General features: G+C 43.4%; 19 protein-coding genes. 14 read left to right on the top strand and 5 right to left on the bottom strand.

The window, feature by feature from the left end; translation table 11 throughout:
- The first annotated feature begins 56 nt into the window (after positions 1-56).
- Positions 57-509, top strand: a complete 453-nt coding sequence (locus F0231_RS06230; RefSeq protein ID WP_171758852.1) for a low molecular weight protein-tyrosine-phosphatase — start codon at positions 57-59, stop codon at positions 507-509.
- Positions 510-515: 6 nt separating this feature from the next.
- Here F0231_RS06230 and F0231_RS06225 read toward each other — a convergent pair whose 3' ends face one another.
- From F0231_RS06225 to F0231_RS06215, 3 genes are all read right to left on the bottom strand, one after another.
- Complete coding sequence (locus F0231_RS06225; protein WP_171758890.1) at positions 516-1178, bottom strand: SDR family oxidoreductase; 663 nt, start codon at positions 1176-1178, stop codon at positions 516-518.
- A gap of 257 nt (positions 1179-1435) precedes the next feature.
- The gene (locus F0231_RS06220; protein ID WP_171758851.1) at positions 1436-2566 is read right to left on the bottom strand and encodes a hypothetical protein; all 1131 of its coding nucleotides are present in this window, start codon (positions 2564-2566) and stop codon (positions 1436-1438) included.
- Between the two features lie 40 nt (positions 2567-2606).
- Positions 2607-3821 (bottom strand): hypothetical protein, encoded by a 1215-nt coding sequence (locus F0231_RS06215; protein ID WP_171758850.1) that lies wholly within the window; start codon positions 3819-3821, stop codon positions 2607-2609.
- Between the two features lie 387 nt (positions 3822-4208).
- Here F0231_RS06215 and F0231_RS06210 point away from each other — a divergent pair, with 387 nt between their 5' ends.
- From F0231_RS06210 to F0231_RS06165, 10 genes are all read left to right on the top strand, one after another.
- Positions 4209-4826 (top strand): type II secretion system protein, encoded by a 618-nt coding sequence (locus F0231_RS06210; RefSeq protein WP_171758849.1) that lies wholly within the window; start codon positions 4209-4211, stop codon positions 4824-4826.
- A gap of 255 nt (positions 4827-5081) precedes the next feature.
- A complete protein-coding gene (locus F0231_RS06205; RefSeq protein WP_171758848.1) occupies positions 5082-6434 on the top strand; it encodes a hypothetical protein in 1353 nt (450 codons plus the stop codon).
- An 8-nt stretch (positions 6435-6442) separates the two neighbouring features.
- Positions 6443-7042 (top strand): TcpQ domain-containing protein, encoded by a 600-nt coding sequence (locus F0231_RS06200; protein ID WP_171758847.1) that lies wholly within the window; start codon positions 6443-6445, stop codon positions 7040-7042.
- Positions 7020-7349: a prepilin peptidase gene (locus tag F0231_RS21230; RefSeq protein ID WP_171758846.1), complete on the top strand. Its 330-nt coding sequence runs from the start codon at positions 7020-7022 to the stop codon at positions 7347-7349. Before F0231_RS06200 ends, F0231_RS21230 begins: the two co-directional genes overlap by 23 nt.
- Positions 7310-7846, top strand: coding sequence for a hypothetical protein (locus tag F0231_RS06190; RefSeq protein WP_171758845.1), 537 nt, complete (start codon positions 7310-7312; stop codon positions 7844-7846). The genes F0231_RS21230 and F0231_RS06190 overlap by 40 nt, the downstream gene beginning before the upstream one ends.
- Positions 7836-8468, top strand: a complete 633-nt coding sequence (locus tag F0231_RS06185) for a hypothetical protein (RefSeq protein WP_171758844.1) — start codon at positions 7836-7838, stop codon at positions 8466-8468. The genes F0231_RS06190 and F0231_RS06185 overlap by 11 nt, the downstream gene beginning before the upstream one ends.
- On the top strand, positions 8468-9355 hold the full coding sequence (locus F0231_RS06180) for a hypothetical protein (protein ID WP_171758843.1): 888 nt from the start codon (positions 8468-8470) through the stop codon (positions 9353-9355). The genes F0231_RS06185 and F0231_RS06180 overlap by 1 nt, the downstream gene beginning before the upstream one ends.
- 6 nt (positions 9356-9361) lie before the next feature.
- Positions 9362-10615 carry a type II secretion system protein gene (locus tag F0231_RS06175; protein ID WP_171758842.1) on the top strand — a complete coding sequence of 418 codons (1254 nt, stop codon included), beginning with the start codon at positions 9362-9364 and terminating at the stop codon, positions 10613-10615.
- A 14-nt stretch (positions 10616-10629) separates the two neighbouring features.
- A complete protein-coding gene (locus tag F0231_RS06170) occupies positions 10630-12234 on the top strand; it encodes a GspE/PulE family protein (RefSeq protein ID WP_171758841.1) in 1605 nt (534 codons plus the stop codon).
- Positions 12235-12241: 7 nt separating this feature from the next.
- Positions 12242-13282: a type II secretion system F family protein gene (locus F0231_RS06165; RefSeq protein WP_367613463.1), complete on the top strand. Its 1041-nt coding sequence runs from the start codon at positions 12242-12244 to the stop codon at positions 13280-13282.
- Here the strand turns inward: F0231_RS06165 and F0231_RS06160 are convergent.
- Together F0231_RS06160 and sodB are read right to left on the bottom strand one after the other, a co-directional pair.
- Complete coding sequence (locus F0231_RS06160) at positions 13279-13782, bottom strand: VC2046/SO_2500 family protein (protein ID WP_171758839.1); 504 nt, start codon at positions 13780-13782, stop codon at positions 13279-13281. The two genes, F0231_RS06165 and F0231_RS06160, sit on opposite strands and share 4 nt — an antisense overlap.
- Positions 13783-13914: 132 nt before the next feature.
- Positions 13915-14499: a superoxide dismutase [Fe] gene (gene sodB / locus F0231_RS06155; RefSeq protein ID WP_126575682.1), complete on the bottom strand. Its 585-nt coding sequence runs from the start codon at positions 14497-14499 to the stop codon at positions 13915-13917.
- Between the two features lie 273 nt (positions 14500-14772).
- On the opposite strand from sodB, the gene F0231_RS06150 reads away from it, so the two are divergent.
- From F0231_RS06150 to F0231_RS06140, 3 genes are all read left to right on the top strand, one after another.
- Positions 14773-15108, top strand: a complete 336-nt coding sequence (locus tag F0231_RS06150) for a Grx4 family monothiol glutaredoxin (RefSeq protein WP_171758838.1) — start codon at positions 14773-14775, stop codon at positions 15106-15108.
- A 100-nt stretch (positions 15109-15208) separates the two neighbouring features.
- On the top strand, positions 15209-17149 hold the full coding sequence (locus F0231_RS06145; RefSeq protein ID WP_171758889.1) for a DNA topoisomerase III: 1941 nt from the start codon (positions 15209-15211) through the stop codon (positions 17147-17149).
- A gap of 114 nt (positions 17150-17263) precedes the next feature.
- Entirely contained in the window at positions 17264-18556 is a 1293-nt protein-coding gene (locus F0231_RS06140; RefSeq protein ID WP_171758837.1) for an arylsulfotransferase family protein, read from the top strand.
- Positions 18557-18568: the final 12 nt, after the last annotated feature.

Below are 18568 nucleotides of genomic sequence, written 5' to 3'. Positions count from 1 at the left end.
ATTATGGGCAAACACCTATGATTTACATGGGAAAGTATTGTTGAGGCTAGCGTTGAATGAGTAAAAAAATTCTAGTGGTTTGTATGGGGAACATCTGCCGCTCACCAACAGGAGAGGCAGTGCTTCGAATGAAGTCAAAGCAGTTGAATATTGATGCTGAGATAGACTCTGCTGGAACCATAGGTTATCACCAAGGAAATCCACCAGATTCTAGAGCTAAAGCCGCTGGAGAAAACCGTGGCTATTCATTCAAAGGGATCCGTTCACGCAAAGTGATAAGTAGTGACTTTGAAGATTTTGACCTAATTTTAGCTGCGGATTTCGACAACTTAGCAGACTTACAGTCACAGTGCCCTGAACATTTACAACATAAACTCAAGTTGTTCTTAGAATATAGCGACTCTGAATATCAAGAGATCCCTGATCCATATTATGGTGGCGACCAAGGGTTTGAGTTGGTACTGAATTTGATCGAAGAAGCTTCAGAGCGAGTATTACGCTCGCTCTAAATGAGGTTAGGCTGCCATAACGCGACCACTGAAATAGTCGTTGGAGACAATGTATTCAGTGTTGCGGATTAATTCATCTTGCACTTCAGCCCAGTGTGTATTGTCATGCTCCAGCGTTGGTACAACACCACCGACACGGATGTTAAATGGTGTAAGCTCTTTCGCCCAGCTTTGTGTGAAGCCAGCGACCATTGACGTTGCATTATCAAACCCAGAGAGATCCTGATAATCAGGGTGAGATATCACATTCACAATCACACCATTTTTCTGCTCATTACGCATTCTTTCTGCAGTCGCTTGACCGAAACTAAACATTGTGGCGGCCATCAAAGACAACCTCTGAGTAAACAGGTCACTACCTTGCTGGTCAAAGATGGTCGGCATAGCTTGCGCAGTCAATGTATTGATCAGCACGTCAGGGGAGCGTTTGACTGTGTGATCCATGAATGCAAAAAGATCTTGGATTGATTGCAAAGAGTGGTCTTGTATTGGGAACTGGTAAACACGGCTAGAGATTTCAGTACACAGCTGAAAGGCCTGTTGAAGTTGTGGACTCTTTTGATCGCAAAGAACTACCGTCGCACCTAGTGATGCAAAGTGATACGCAAGCGTACTGCCTACCTGTGAACCCGCAGAAGTGACTAATATTACAGCACTCTTTATATCCATCTGCTTACCCCCCATAAGCACAAAAGTTGTCCACATAGCATGGTCGATTAACTGTTATTCAGTTGTGAATAAGGTCAAATTCTATCGTCGAACAGGATGCTAAATTGTGAATCTTTGCTGTCTTTCACATTATGTGCGGAGATTGCTGAGTAAGTCTGAAAATTGAGACGTTGGAAATGTGATCTGAAAAGTATCGGTAAACAACAGCACTAGGGATAAAGCCTTCCCAAATCGGAAGGCTTAAAGCGTATTTTAGTTTATTGATTATTGTTTGTTTCCCACCATTTACTCGGGTGGTTCGGGTCTGATGCGCTTAGGGAGTTCGAGATAAGCCAAAAATCTGTCCAACTTGAGATCCCATCACTTGAGCCATCACAAATAGAGCCAGTATTGATAGGGTTGTTTCGATAAAACTGTTCAGTATCGGGTTTAGTCGTCGAGTCGAATGTGAATGCTTCGAAACAAAAGGACTTCCCTTTTTTGAATCTACCCGTTGTAATTGCCCAAACATGTTGGTTCTGTTCATCTATTTTGTAGCCTGAATCTGTATTGAATCTTGCTTCAGTGCCGTAATACCACTTAAATGTAACACTTGTTGGCTTGCCGGCGTCTTCCCATTCTGAGCGAGACATTTTTACGTAAAGTTTGGCTTCGCGTTTTGTCATTGCCTCGTAAATGCCTACGCTTGCGTAGATCCTTTCTGGTGTAGGGTCGATTGGCTCAGGTTCCGGCTCAGGTTCCGGATCGGGATCTGGTTTAGGAGTTGGGTCTGGTGTTGGATCCAATATAATCACTTTTCCATTGTCACTGTTTATCTCTCCAGGAGTGCCCGCGATGATGCGTCCATTTGAGTCAAAAGAGTAGGCAGCCATGAGTCCTACGATTTGTGTGTCGTCTGTGATTTCTTCTGGGACGGTAGCTCCGGCACGATAGGTTAGTTGAATTTCATCTTCGCTCACAAAACTATCGCCGGCTCCATTGTCAATAAACACTGGATAGAGGTTATTGCCTTCTAGCATACCTTTTGACTCTGCGTATCGCAGATTCTCTATATTCGGCAGCATCCACTGAGCATTATCAGGAATGTTGTAGTTATCTGAGACCATATCAGCTCGGTATTGTTCAGCACTGGTGTTCATCACCAACTTTACAAAGTCACCAAATGGTAGAGCTTCTTTACCATAAACATAACCAAACTGTTTGCAGTCTTCTGCTGGTACGTTTTCTTCCGAACAGCGAGAATATGGGTAGTTGTTTACATAGCCTTTATCCATTTCTCCACCACCTTGCCCACCAGACTGAAATTCACCTTGTACAGCGGAAAAGGACAAGGGAGCAACAGATAATGTGGCGCATAATAAGGCGAGTTGTGTTTTTCTAGTTTTCATGGTCGTTCGTTTTTTCATGTGGGGTACCTAAATGCGTTTATTACTTTTCTGAAAAGCACGTCACAGGCCAAGGGATCTTATTGGCATCTGGTGTGTTCAGTCCGTCACTGATTTTTCCGTAAGGGAAAGCATACATAGCAGGTTTACCGGCAAGTGTTTTCTTCGCGCCGGCATAGTAAATGGCCCCACTTTCTCTTCGTGGTGTGTGGTCAAAGCCTTCTCGTCTATATCGCCAGTGGTACTTATCGGGTAATTCGTAATCGACGTAGCTTGCTTTAATCGAACTGTTGACCTGACCTTGAGTGGGTAACTGCCAGTTTGTTCTTTCTAAGAAATTCATTTCGTTGAGCGTGTCACACACACGTTCGAGATCATTCCAAGCAAACAGCGCCGTTTCGCCATAGCCGGGATCGGTGATATAAGGAATTGAGTTGAGCCAGCGGTCTGCCCAATAAGAAGTTATGCCTTCGGTATGTAAACTGCCATCCAGTACTTGATTGACCTTTAAACATCCAGAAGCAGGGTTGCGTGGAGATTGATCATTCAATATTTCACCACACACTTGTCCGACAACTGCGCCTGGGGGGGGCTCTGGAGTTGGTGGTTCGGTCGGTGGGTGTGGGTCGAGAATGATGATCTCCCCGTTATCTGGGATGATTTCTCCAGGTGTTCCTGGCTCTCCAGGTATGCCCGGTTGTATGACGCCATTAGAATCGACTTGAAATGCTGCCATCAATCCAATGATGTCAGTATCGTTGTTGATGGTGTCAGGCAAATTTGCACCAGGTAAATGAGCGAGTTTTATTTCATGCTCATAGAGATGCTCATCGCGGTTTCCATCATCAATATAGACAGGGTACAAACTGTCTATCTTTAATATTCCTTGAACAGCGGCATAACGTAGGTTTTCAATACTGGGTAGCAGCCACTCAAAGTTATCAGGAATAAAATAGTTATCAGATACCATGCTTGCTCGATACTCTTCTAAGCTTGTATTCATCGCGAGCTGGGTAAACTGCTCAAACTTTATATACGTGTCGCCAAAAACGTATCCGAACTCTTTACAGTCCTCTGAGGGTATCCCTTCTTCAGAGCATCGAGAGTATGGGTAGTTGTTGACATACTCCTTGTCCATTATGTTGCCATTGGAACCGCCTGATTGAAATTCACCTTGTACTGCTGCTTGAACTATATTTACGCTGACAAGACTGCCAATAATCGATAGCTTCAAACTACTAACGATATAATTATTCATAAATAAAAAACTCAATTAATTGGAATGTTATTTTATATGCTACACGCGCTGCTCAAATAATATTCCATATCGATCACACAATTAATAAAAATAAACTTTTTATATGAAACTACCACTTTAGGGTTGATCGATTAATTTAAAAGGAATAGAGTACCTCCCGTTCAACAACGACGTCAGTTGCCTATATTTTATCTTACCATTTGCTTAGTTTGAGGACACTTTTACTGTATTTGTCTTATTTTTGACCTTTCAGTATAAATTGTCACCTTTTTAGGTCTTTGGATATTTGTTATTTATTTTAATAAAATAACAATAGGTAATGATATAAGCATATAAAAACAAAACTATTATTTCGCTAAAATAAATAAGCCTGAAAAGGAGAGCTTCATGCACCCTAACAAAAATAAAATTCGCAGCAATAAGAAAAAGAATCAAGGTATTGCTTTGATAGAAATGCTAATTGTAATTGGTATTATCGGCCTTGTTACTGCTGGTATTGTTGCATTATCAACATCTGTATTCCGTGGTATGGATGAGTCAGATGTAATGTCAAACTTGAGTACCGTTAAGGCGAAACTACAGAAAGGCTACAAAACTCAAGGCGACTACAATGGCGTAGATAACGATAGCCCGCTGTTAGACCGTACCGATGTACTTAACCCATTCGGTGCTGATTTTGTGGTTCAACCGGTATTAACCAGTGGCCAAGCTGACGGTGGTGTTGGTATTCGCGTTGGTGGTATTGGCCAAGAGTCTTGCCGTAACTTATTGACAACTATCGACAGCGCTGCATTTGACTTTCTAGCGATAGAGACGGGGGATGCGGGCGCAGCACCTGCTGCTTTCGAGGCAACTGATGATATAGCCAACGCAGTAGCTGGTACCGCGGTTGTCTATGTTCAAGGTGGTCAGGAAGTGACGGCACGCACAGTTGATGAAGTTGTCGATGACTGTGCAACATCTGCAGCGAATGACAACGCAATGTTAATTGTTGGCTTCTACTAATAATTATATTGGGTCAATACATTTGCGCTCCTTATAATTAAGGAGCGCAAACATTAATCATTAGAATGATAATTAATCATCGGGATAAAGATGAAAAGACTTTGTGCCTTGCTACTCCCCCTATTTTTTCTAGGGTGCTCTACTACAGAGTATGTCGACCTTCCTCAAAATTCAGAACAACAAAAAAGAATAGAATCTGAACTAACGAAAAGTAAAAAGAGAAGAACCCAATATCTTGAAGTCGTCGATCATTCAATGCTATTTGAATCTGGCGATGAATATCAAGTAAATAGTTATTATAAAGATGAAGAAATAAGCTTTAGCTTTACGGATAAAGCGACCGTTAAAATGATCATCGAAGAGATGAATGCGCTACTTCTTTATCAGGGTAACTACATCAATAACTGTTTAGTTGAAGATGAGAGTGTCGATAGTTCTGAAAGCCCAGATCTTACAAGTTCTATTGCAGGGCTACCGACAAGCCAAACAGCAGCACCAATGCCTAGCCAGTCAGAAGCTCTTAACGACGATTACAAAAAGTTTATTTATGACGGTAAGTTATCGGGATTATTCAAATCACTTGAAAATATCTATGACGTGTCAATTACATTCTATGATGATCAGTACGTGGTCTCACGTTGCAATATCGAGAATATTCCGCTGTCTGGTCTACTTTCTTCAATGGATGCGAGCTTAGAGACGGCTTCTAATGCATCGGGTGGTAGCAGTGGTTCGTTTAGCGGCTCGATGGATCTTTCTTATGACCTGAAAGCTTCTTTAGTCGAAGAGGTGGAAATGCTGCTGTCTGAAGAGGGCACAGTAAAGATTAATAACACCACAGGGTCTTTGTTGGTTGTGGAGCGTCCATCCTATTTACGCCAAGTAAAGCAGTTGGTCGATGACTACAACCAGGTGTTAGAAAAACAGATTCTATTGCTTGTGACAGTGCTACGTTATGGTGATCAGGACGTCAATCAACTTGGCTTGGACTGGGACTCGGTGATTACCGCAGGATCGACATCGATTATCCCAGGTTCATCTTTTAGTGACACTATCTCTGGTCTAGATATAGGAGTGAAAAAAGAGGATTCCTCGACAACGGATTTGATTCTACGCTCTTACTTTAAAAACAGTCACTCACTTCTTTCAACTAAGGCTGATCTACTGACTCAAAATGGTGTACCAACGCCTTTAAGTATCGCCAAAGCTCAGACTTACATTTCAACGGTGAGTACTGAGTATGATAAAGACTTAGACAGAGAGATACGAGAAGTCGGTACTGATGTAATCAATGAGGGCTTCAACATGATGTTTAAAGCGCTTGCGGTTGAAGACAAGATATCGGTGACTACACACATTACGCAAAATGAGTTAGTTGGGCTCACTGCCGATCAAGGCATTACGTTACCAACGATATTTAACCGTCAGTTTTTGCAGTCTTTTCGTGTAAATAGCGGCGACGTCATTCTTCTTGCTGGCTACGAGGAGACTGGGGGACGCACAAACGACAGTTCATCAGTACCAGGTACCATTATTATGGGTGGGGCGAACAGTCGCGATATGCAAAAAAGCAAAATCATCATCCTTATCGAACCAAGAGTGTTATAGGGAAAATCATGAAGCTATCAAATTTATGTCTTTTAATGTCAATGACATCTATGGCTTGTTACGCGCAGAGCAATCATGACTACCACACCGTAGTCGAAGGAGACACCGCTTCGGAATTGGCAATTGAGCATGATGTTACCTTAACGCAGTTGGTTGACGATAACCCTGACTGGGTGGAAAAAGTTGGTGGAGACATCAATCTTCTGCCTACGGGAACCAAATTAAAGGTTAAAGCTCAACCTGCCCCGATTGTTCCAGAAAAAAATCAATCACCAAATTTTAGGGATGTTCCTATTGTCCCGAGTAAAAAGGTCAATCCAAAGCCAACCAAAACAGCGGACGATCAGGACTCAAAGGGAAGCGTTGCGCCCCTGACTTTTATTCATAAAAAATCTTTCAAGGCTCAATTCCTGACTTGGTGTCGTAGTGAAGGAGTCACCTGTATTTGGGAATCGGAAACGGACTTTAAACTTGCGGCAAGTTTGACTTATCGCGGGAGCAATGTTCAGCAAATAGTTGAGCAAGTTGCCGAGGACCTTTACCTCAACCAGTCAAAGACACGAATACGTTATTACAGCAGAAACAATGTTTATCGAATTTATGATTGATGCCTATCGCTATGTCGTTTTGTTTTTATTGGGGGCGACATTATTTAGCTTTATACAATGTGTTGGAACAAGAGTACTCGTGGAAAAGTGGCCACTTAGACTAGCCTTACTAGGTCGCTCTCGATGTGACTACTGTGGGCAAGAGTTAACATTAAAAGAGTACTTTCCTCTTTTGTCTTCGATGTTCTTAAAAGGCAAAACCCGCTGCTGTCGAAAAAATCTGCACATTAAGTATTTCACCGGTGAATTCGTATCAGGAGTCACACTATGTACATTAGGATATTTATTACATTTTTCACTCTATTGATGGCACAAAACTCAATTGCAGGTGAAGCAAAAGAAGTCGTTGATAAGAAAGACACCATGCAAGTTCACGCGAATAAGATGGAGTCGAAAATTGATCAATATATTAAATACAACGAAGAGATTGAGAAAATCAGGAGTGAGAAAGCCAAGCTTCAGGAGTACTTATCTCTGGTTAAGTTGAAGATATCGGTCGCGGATGAAGAGCGTAAATTGAAAGAGAAAACGCAGCCCAAGCCTAAGCCCTTGCCTGTGAGTGAAGAACGCTCAAATACGCCAACAAGGCCTCTTGCTCCAAGACGCAAAGATACGGTACCTGAAGTCAATATTATGAGTTTTGCAGAAGTCGGTAATCGTATCAACGGCGTGGTAATGATGGATGGAGTGAAGTATTCGCTTAATAAGAAAATCACTCGAGCAGGCAAATACACATTTAAGTATGGCTCTGGGAAGTTAGTGGTATCAACAAAAGATGACACACGAGAAATCTATGTTGAGTAGCAAAATAAGCCTATTTAGAAAAACCAATAAGTCGAGTGTACAGTCGTATGAAACGTTTGATGATTGTCAAATAGAGTTCAACGCAAGAGTCTACACACTAAAAGAGAGCGAAGTCGTGAGCTTTTGTGAAGAGAACCAAATCAATCGTAAATTTCTTTATTATTTCAATCTCGACTCACATAAAGATTGGGAATATAACCAATATTTTACCTCGACAAAAGAGAGCCCATTACTAGCAGCTGTTGTGCCTCTTCTTACGGATGGTTCATTGTTTCAAGGGACGTATTTCTTTATTTGTCAGAACCCAGAAGATTCAAATTATTACATTTGGGGGGCATTTGATGGTGTGATTCTGACGATAGGGGAGGAGTTCCCTCTATCGTACAAAACATACTCTTTAGCCGTAGATAGTATCGAAGTCATCGCATCACTAAAAGGCATTAGTAAATACGAGATTATTGATGTTGAATCCAATCTTCTGGATGACCAGCAGCTCAGGCATTACCAATTTAAGCCTGTCACCAAAAGCTTTAAAGAGAAGGTTTTATTTACCTTGATTATCACTGGCTGCTTCTCTCTTTCAGTTTATCTCGGTTGGAATACTAGCTTCGGTTTGTACTAATGAATATTGAACTACCAGATAAGAAATTTTTAAAAATGGCGGGGATTATCCTGCTCACTTCTGTTGTACTCATAGGCATATCGAGCGCAGCGCGTTACTTCATTTATGAACGACCAAAGGTTATCGCCAAAGAGAAAGAAATCAAACGACAAGAGTTAATAAAAAGTTCGTTAAAGCATGAGGCCGATTTAAGTGTGGAGGAAGAAATTGAAGAGTTTTGCCATATTACGGATATGTCTAAAGCTGAATCACTAGTGACCTATTGGATCTACGGTCACTATGAGCAGTTTCCAGGCTGGAACGTGACAAATGTAAGCTGCTTCGAAGACAAATGTAGGGCTCAACTCAAAGTTTCATCGAATGTTCAAGATCACCGCTCTGCTGTTAACGCGATTAAGTTTCTTCTGGATAAGCTCAATGAAGTGAATACTGACGATAGTAAGTTTAGCTACTCATTTGAAAACAAATTTTCGACGTTGAATATCCGTGATTTCACGGTCGACTCGATAGTGGAAGAATTGGAAGACAAATCATGCAGCACTAGCCAACCTCAGAGTGAAGAAGTGCTTGATCTGGTTAACGAAATGAACGGCATCGTTAAGCTTTATAAAGACCAAGATGTTTATTTGGATATTAAACCGAAACGACCGATCTCATACCGTCATGAAAATATGGTTAAGTTTTCCGAATTGTCACATATTCGTTATGTCCAAGATGTGGATATTTACGCCTCTTCTAACTCAGAACTGTACAAGTTTGTGAACGCATTTGAGACGGTTTCCCCTTGGCACTGGAAAGTGAAAAGTTTTGAATATCCGCAGAAGAGTTCACATTTGCGCTCAAGCCTTGGATACAAACTTTCGCTGATGTTAATCGTAAAAGAGTAGAGCGGGATGAAGATAAGACAAGAAGGTTTTACCTTGCTCGAGCTACTGATAGTGATGGCGGTATTTGGTTTGGTTGCGGCCACTCAAATGACTGCCTATACCACAAAATATAACGACGCAATTAGCCGAGACTCAGGTGTTCGAATTGCTAATCTCGTTCTCGGTGTGCGAGCAAGAGCTCAAGATGTTGTTGTTCCGCTCGATGCTGGAGGATACAACAATTATACCGATTTCAAGTTTGATGAGTGTGAAGGCACAGGTATCAATGGTATTCCTATTGGAGATGAAGGCAGTCTTGATCCTGATCTGTATCCGGAAGGCACCTCATTCTTGCCCTGTCCATTTCGTCAGCGTTTCCAAACCGATGGGATTGAAGTGGTTGGAAATACTGATGATATACCAGCCGTCGTCGTAGATGGAGAGACTGTTCTTCCAGCCTTGCCAGAAGATGATGCTATGAGGCTTGATGGCGGACAATTTAGTATTCGATTGGACATTAGTAACTTCCTCCACGGAGGAAATGATAACCGAGTTCGTCAGATGACCAGCTTCATCGAAGGATTCGAAAGTACATTGTTATTGAATGGCATAGCGGTCCCTGACCAAGTTCAAATCGTGCCTTATAACCTACCTGAAATTGAAGCTTTTATTGATAATGATGATGACCGAGAAGATTTCTTAGCGATTACCATTGGCGTCCGTCGGGGGGAATTCTTGCGAACCGATGGTAGTGTCAATATTGATGCGAGAGCACCACTTTGTTGGACTGTGCTTAACGGAACTGATGCAGAAGAAGTGTGTATTACCGCAGCGATTGAGGGTGAACAAGTGACGTTGAACCTAGTTACCGATGGGGCGGGTGGAACGAGAGCGATCAACATCGCCAGCAACAGCCAAGGTCAATTTGTTAGCCAAGATGCACAAGGAATTGAGCGCACTTCAGCTACCGTGTTTTCTGTTAACAGTAACGATAGAGTGCCTGTCCCGATATGCCCACAAGGCTTAACCCCGAATATCGCAGCCAGCATATCAGGCTTTACCGAAGCTCAACTTGCGGATTTCCCTGACGATAACTGGGGGACGCCAAACGAATCTTCGCCTAGCTATGGAGCATCAAGTGAAGTTGGCTCCGTGGGTGTAGGTTGGACTCGAGAAGATGATGAGTGGGTTATTGAGTCCAATGTGGCTTCCATGAGGGTTACGGATGGGTCAGATACCACAGCCTCCCGTTTTAATGTGATTACCTGGTGTAGTGAGTAGGCGAAGGCAGACAAATGATTAAATATGAAACTATAAAGTCGGTGGACCAGCTCGGTTTCTATGAACGGATTGTTACTGAAGAGATATTCGGTGAGTTTAAGAACGTGATCCTAGTTATTGATCCAGAAGATTTGGTGTATGCCTTTGTGCGTAAGTCTAAGTTCGATCGACGTGAGTTGTTGGTTATTAATGACAGGTTAAGTTCCGCAGATTTACCCATAGTGACGACGGTTTATGAATGTGCCAACGAGTTCTTTAGCCTTGTTCAGGAAAATATTACTCAGTACCTGCGCAAGGACTTTAGCAACCAAGACAATGTACTGTTGATGAGCCAAGCGGAACTGAGAGTACGAGAGCTACTCTCAGGTGCGGTGCTTGAAGGTGCCTCCGATGTCCATATCATTCGTGAAAAAAACATCACCACAGTAAGTATGCGTAAGCTAGGAAGCGTAGTGCCTTACAGTCAGATTCACCCAAGTGACTGCGACATGATGATGAGTGTGCTTTATAACGTTAACGCCTCCGGTAAAGGGATTGCGTGGAACCGTCGTGAGCCACAAGACGCGGTGATCGCAATGGAGATCTCTGGCGTCAATTACACTTTCCGTTATGCACATATGCCCATTCACTCCCTCGATGGTGAGTCATACCACGTGGTTTTGCGTGTGCTTGGTGGCAAGAAGAAGCAAGCTGATCTCGATAAAGTAGGTAAGAGCTACTCTGACTCCATTCGGTCGTTAGGTTTTGATAAATACCAAATGGCGGCACTAAAGAAAATGTTCAGTAGGCCCAATGGATTGATTGTCGTGTGTGGTACGACAGGATCGGGTAAGTCAACCACAATCAAAGCCATGCTTGAGTGGCTGTACTACGAATTCCATGACAAAAAAATCTCTATGATCACAGTAGAGGACCCAGTGGAATATGATATTGGCGGTGCGATTCAAACCTCGGTTGTTCGAGCACTCAATGCCGATAAAAATGCCTTTATGCCAGCGATATATTCGGCAATGCGCCGCGACCCTGATGTGCTGCTGATAGGTGAAACACGCGACCCTCATACCGCAACGGCACTGGTCGACATTGTTGAAGGTGGTCACATTGCTGTCTCCACACTGCATGCGTCATCCGTTGTTGGTGCAGCTCAGCGTTTATCGAGCTTAGGTGTGAGTCTCAAAAAACAAGCCTCGGTCGACTTTTGGTCTGGTGTGATATGCCAAAAGTTAGTCAAAGTGTTGTGTTCAGAGTGTAGCCATACAATCGAGACGGCAAGAAATAAAGGGCTAGCTAACGAGACTCTTAATCGAATAGATGAATCAGCGACGCTCACTGATGAGGAGCGTTCGAACATCCGTTTTACCAACCCATCTGGGTGCAGCCAATGTGGCTCTACGGGAAACGTTGGACGACGAGTTGTGGCAGAAATGTTGGCAGTAGATGAACAAATTTTGGCTGCACTTGCGAAAGAGGACTCGTTAGATCTCTTCAATGCTTGGTCTAAATCTCATCAAGTTGATCCTGCTCTTGGTAAGTCGCTAAGGGACAAGGCCGGAGAGTTAGTGAGTAAGGGACTGCTGTGCCCGATAGAGTTTGAATCTAAATTCGGTTTTATAGAGTAAGCGTAGTATGTTCTCCACAATTAAAATAAAAAGCTCTCGCGCGATGTCTGTCGGAGAGCGAATAGCCTTTTATGAGAAGTGTTCGGCGATGCTTGAAGAAGGCATTTCTCTTTTCCTCGCTATTCAGCAGATGAAAAATATCGCCGACAAGCTGAAAAGCAAAAAGAAAGCTCAGCTCTACGGGCAATGGCTGCAAGAGTTTAAGAAAGGGAGCAAGTTGGAAAAAATATTTAAAGGCTATGTACCAGAGAGTGAATTGGTTGTATTGGCTGTTGCCGAGAAAACGGGTGAACTTGTCGTAGCGTTTAAAGCCCTGAGTGAGATGGCTACCTTGAAGCAGAAAATTAAAAATGAGGTGCTTTCAGCTACGGTCAAGCCGATGATAACAGTTTGTGTCGCTATCGGCGTTATCGTCTTTTTCGCAATAAGGGTATTTCCAGTTTTTGAACGAGCGATCCCTCTCGAGACTTGGCCTCAATTGTCAAAGACAGTCTACCAAGTGGGACAGTTTTTTGGCTCGTTTGAAAGTATTTTTGCGGCTGTAGCTGGCTTTTGCTTTGTGATGTTTTTACGTTTTTATTGTGTTCACTCTAAGTCTAAGTTTCGTATGCGATTGGATCCATTACCGCCATTTTGCACTCATAAAAGTATTTCATCGACTTACTTTCTTCAGTCTCTGGCTGTGTTGCTGTCATCTGGAGTCTCTTTAATTGATTCGATTAAAATTATTGAGAAAAACAGTAAAGGCTGGATTGAAGACAAAACAGAGAGGATGGCGAAAAATATTCGTCGAGGTCAAGCAGCCCATGACGTAGTGAATGTTGGTCTCTTTGATATAGAAACAATGGCTGACGTAGCTATTTTTTTAGAACGCGGCAATATGGGTAAAAACATTGCAAAAATCGCCCGCCGCAGTGAAGCAAGGTTAGATAAGCACTTCAAGCGACTTGCCAGTAATATTAACACTATGATCCTAGCGGTACTTGCTTTGTTAACTGGCTGTATTTATTACTCTATTTTTATGCTAACTCAGCTGATTGGCCATTAAGCCTGAGCTTGGATCTGGAATGTACGCTGAGCTTTTATGAGTTGATTGTAAAGATCGACAGGCATCAGCTCTTTTGGCTCTTTCTCACCCATTGCTCGGCGCTGGTGGCCAGATAGGTTGTGATAGACTTCTTCGGGAAGATCGTGAGTGTCTTCTGGTAAGTAGGTCAGAGCGTCTGGTTGCAGATAGTGACTGAGCTTGGCGCTCGGTAGGCCCGATGTGTGAAAGAGAGAGGCTTGTTGAGCTGAAATTTCATACGAACTTTGGTCTGAACGTAAAGGTTGAGGTAGCTGCAATTCAAACTTCTTACGTAGTGCTTGCTCGGTGGTATCGACTTCATCGATTTTTTCAATCGGTGTATTGTCACGCACATCATCAGAGAACATCGACAATATAAAGGCAAAGTCAGCACGACGCCCTTCGTGAACAGCATGGTTAATCCCCTTGCCGAACTGAAGTTCGTTGATAATGCTCGCTTTGTCTAAAGTATGAATTTGCATGATGTTCCTCGTTTGATGCTTTTATAGCGACATTGCAACGAGAAACTTTAGAAAAATCAGGGCAAGAAATGAAAAAAGCCAGCGAGTTGCTGGCTTTTTAATCGACTAAATTTTTAATCCCTAGGGGTAGGATTATTTAGCTAGGTTTTCTGCAACGAAGTCCCAGTTAACTAGAGCCCAGAAAGCATTCATGTAGTCTGGACGAACGTTACGGAAATCGATGTAGTAAGCGTGTTCCCATAGGTCAACTGTTAGAAGTGGAGTAGTACCTTCTTCAGTTAGAGGAGTTGCTGCGTTAGAAGTGTTAACGATCTCTAGAGAGCCGTCAGCCTTCTTAACAAGCCAAGTCCAAGAAGAACCGAAGTTGTTGATTGCTGAATCAGTGAACTTCGCTTTGAACTCTTCGAAAGAACCGAAAGCAGCGTTGATTGCGTCAGCAACTGCACCTGTTGGCTCACCGCCAGCGTTTGGCGCTAGACAGTGCCAGTAGAAAGTGTGGTTCCAGATTTGAGCTGCGTTGTTGAATACGCCACCAGTAGAAGTCTTGATGATCTCTTCTAGAGTTTTGCCTTCGAACTCAGTACCAGGAATAAGACCGTTTAGCTTAACAACGTAAGTGTTGTGGTGCTTACCGTGGTGGAAATCTAGAGTCTCTGCAGAGATGTGTGGTTCTAGTGCGTCTTTTGCGTAAGGAAGAGCTGGTAGTTCAAATGCCATTGCTCGATTCTCCGTATAATATGAAAGAGAGAAGACTCTTTCGATTGCTTCCAATGTATTTGTTATTCATGATCTAGACAAAAATAGATCACGGTCATTGTGCTGACTTGCGCTCTAGTTTAGCAATTTTTCGTCTTATTAAAAGCTTAGCTAGGTAATTTATATATGAAATTTCATTATGGCCTAAAACCCCATGTAGATTAGGCTTTTTATTCTCTACCAATGGTTTAGAATGGCGAGATAACTTGCAGTAACTCCATTAAAGAGGAAGCAATGGAAACTATCGACAAAATCAAACAGCAAATCGCAGAAAACTCAATCCTTCTTTACATGAAGGGTTCTCCAAAACTACCAAGCTGCGGTTTCTCATCTCAAGCATCTCAAGCACTTATGTCGTGTGGTGAGAAGTTTGCTTACGTAGATATCCTACAAAATCCAGATATCCGTGCAGAGCTACCAGCTTACGCACAGTGGCCGACTTTCCCACAACTATGGGTTGAAGGCGAGCTTATCGGTGGTTGTGACATCATCATCGAAATGTTCCAGAAAGGTGAACTTCAGCCTCTAATCAAAGAAGCTGCTGCTCGCGCTGGAACAAGCGAAGAGTAATCTACAGCAAGTAACTACTGTTTAAATTTACAGTTTTTCTTGATTTATAAGGGCCACATTCGATAATGTGGCCCTTATTGTATCTGTCTTCTTAATCTCTATGTCACGTCTCTTTATTGCCGAAAAGCCCAGCTTAGGTCGAGCCATTGCTGCTGCGTTACCTGGCCCGAAAAAAAATGATCAAGGTTTTATCCGCTGTGGAAATGGCGATGTTGTGACCTGGTGTATTGGTCACCTGTTAGAACAAGTTGAACCTGATGCCTACGACGACCGATATAAAAAATGGAATCTTTTGGATCTGCCTATCGTCCCTGAGCAGTGGCAGTTACGTCCTCGTAAGTCAGCGAGCAAACAGCTCACGGTAGTGCGAAAGCTACTCAAAGAGTCTAGCCATATCGTGCACGCAGGAGACCCAGATAGAGAAGGGCAACTTCTGGTTGATGAGGTACTTGATTACTGCAAAGTGAGCAAGACCAAAAAAGAGTCTACTCAGCGCCTTTTGATTAGTGATCTTAACTTGCCTGCAGTGAAGCGTGCGCTGAACCAACTGCGCAGCAACCGTGATTTTATCCCATTGTCTGTTTCCGCATTAGCTCGCTCGCGCGCGGACTGGCTTTACGGTATGAATATGTCTCGCGCCTATACGCTTCTTGGGCAAAAAGCCGGTTATCAGGGCGTGTTATCTGTCGGGCGAGTGCAAACTCCAGTTCTTGGGCTGGTGGTGCGTCGTGACGAAGAGATCGAAAACTTCGTACCTAAAGATTACTTCACCTTGCATGCACTGATTCCATATCAAGCGGAAGGGGGGCAGTTTGACATTCGTGCGCGTTGGAAGCCAAGTGATGCTTGTAAACCTTATCAAGATGAGGAAGGGCGAGTCCTCAATCGTAAACTGGTTGAGAATGTGGCCAGTCGCATCACAAATCAACCTGCGAAAGTCGTCGAGTCTGAACAGAAGCAAACTAAACATGCCGCACCTTTACCATACTCTTTATCGGCATTACAGATTGATGCTGCAAAGCGTTTTGGGATGAGTGCGCAACAAGTACTAGACACTTGTCAGGCTCTGTACGAAAAGCACAAGCTCATCACTTATCCTCGCTCTGATTGTCGTTATTTGCCAATGGAACACTACTCACAAGCAAGCAGTGTGGTTGATGCGATCAGCGGAAATGCCAAAGAGCTGTCGAGTGCGGTGTCAGGAGCAAATCTTAGCCTGAAATCTAAGGCGTGGAATGATAAAAAAGTGGATGCTCACCATGCCATTATTCCAACGCCCAAGAAAGCCTCGGTGAACGCTTTATCTGGTAATGAAATGAAGGTCTATCAGCAGATCGCGAGGCAATACTTGATGCAGTTCTATCCTGCGGCAGTTTATGCGGAAGCGAAGCTAGTGTTTGATATAGCTGGCGGCACTTTTATCGCTAAAGGTCGTCAACTTGTCTCTGCTGGTTGGAAAGAGCTGATGGGCAAAGTGGATGATGAAGATGCGAGTGTCGATACTGTTCCACCATTGGCTGAAGGCACCGTACTAACTTGCCGTGAAGGTGAGATTAAGGATCGCAAAACAGAACCACCAAAACACTTCACAGAAGCAACACTGCTGCAAGCGATGACAGGTATTGCACGCTTTGTTGCCGATAAAGAGCTGAAAAAAATACTAAAAGAGACCGATGGTTTGGGGACGGAAGCTACCCGTGCGGGTATTCTCGATACCCTGTTCAAGCGCCAGTTGTTAACTCGTCAAGGCAAGTCAATTTTGAGTAGCCCTGCTGGACGTGGTTTAGTCCATGCCTTGCCATCAGAATCAACGTATCCCGACATGACGGCTCATTGGGAGCACCAGCTTCAAGGTATGGCGGAGCGAAACCAAGCGTATCAACCTTTTATGCAAGCGTTAGAGCAGCGTATTGATGGCTTAATGTCTCAAGTTAAGTCAGGAGAAGTACCTGAGTCTTTGCGTCATTTACCAAAAGTGGAAAGGCCTGCGTTTAAGCGAAAGCGTGCCCGTCGCACGACTAAGTCTTCCAAGAAATCATAATCTACCGAGCGGCTATTTAGGTCAATTTAACCGCTGAATCATCCATGTTCGACTAAGCTAGATTATTAAGGCGTCACGTTTGTGTCGCCTAATCAACTGGTTAGGGAGAGCAGAGTGAAGACAAACCTAAGGATGTTATTGATAGCGCTCCAAGGTTTCTTGATTGGGGCGATCTTGATGGAGTTAAAACTCTTTCCCTATAACCTCATCCAAAATGCCAAACCCGCAGTGCTTGAAATCAAACGGATACTCACTGGCGAACTGCCTTGGTACTACCGACACAGTACGCGCTCAGAGCAAGTCGATGTCATTGACCGACAAGCGATCCAGCCGGGATTATCACTGATTACCGGTATTGGGCCAAACAATCATTCGCAAGCCTCGGTCATTGATGTGGATGGCAATGTTATCCACAACTGGCAGATCAATTGGTTTGAGCTTTGGCCTGATGCGACCCACATTCCTGAGAGTAAAGCGCCAACCAGAGAGCCTGAGGTTTTCACGCATGGTGTGGTATTGATGGACAACGGAGATTTGGTATTTAGCCTATCTGAGTCGGGTCTATTTCGTATGGATCTATGTGGCAACCTAGTTTGGAAGTTCCCACGTATGACTCATCACGCACTGGTTAAAGATGAGCAAGGCTATTTATGGACATTAGGGCAAGATTATCAGTTTGAGCCATTGGCCGACTTGCCTGGCTATATTCCTGATTTTGAAGATTTTAAGATCTTTAAAATGACGTCTGAGGGCAAGCTAGTTAGCGAGTGGCGCTTGTTTGATATTCTTAAAGACAACCATCTCGAAAGCTTGCTCTATATGTCGAATAACCGCCCCTTCTACGTTGATGTCACCGGCGACACATTACATATCAATGATATCGATATTTTTCCATCCACAATGGAGCCGGGAGCGTTTGAGACTGGTGACATAATGATCTCACTGCGAAACATCCACACAGTATTGGTTCTCGACCAAGACATGCAAGTGAAACATCAGTTTACCGGCAGTTTTATTAGACAACATGACCCTGACTTCATTGATGGGAATCGAATTCTGGTGTTTGATAATTACACCCACACTGCCTACTCGCCAATGCCGTATAGTCGAATTTTGGAATTAGAAGCGGGAGTCAATGAACCTATAATCCGTTATCAGGGCACTCAAGATGAACCATTCTTTACCGCCATTATGGGCAAACATCAAATCCTAGATAATGGCAACATATTGGTCACCGAAGCGGTAGAAGGACGGGCATTTGAGCTGCATGAAGGACGTATTGTGTGGCAATACTTCAATCTATTACCGAACGACTTAACGGGCTTTATTGATGAAGCCCAGCGTCTGCCAGCAAAGTTTGATCGCGCCTTTTTTGAGGAAAACCGTCAGAAGTGTATTAGGCTTTGAGTAAGGTTTGTA

It is taken from the genome of Vibrio sp. RE86 (assembly GCF_013114545.1).
Classification (GTDB): Bacteria; Pseudomonadota; Gammaproteobacteria; order Enterobacterales; family Vibrionaceae; genus Vibrio.
Note: the sequence above shows the minus strand (reverse complement) of the source record. Positions and strands in the feature narration are given on the sequence as shown.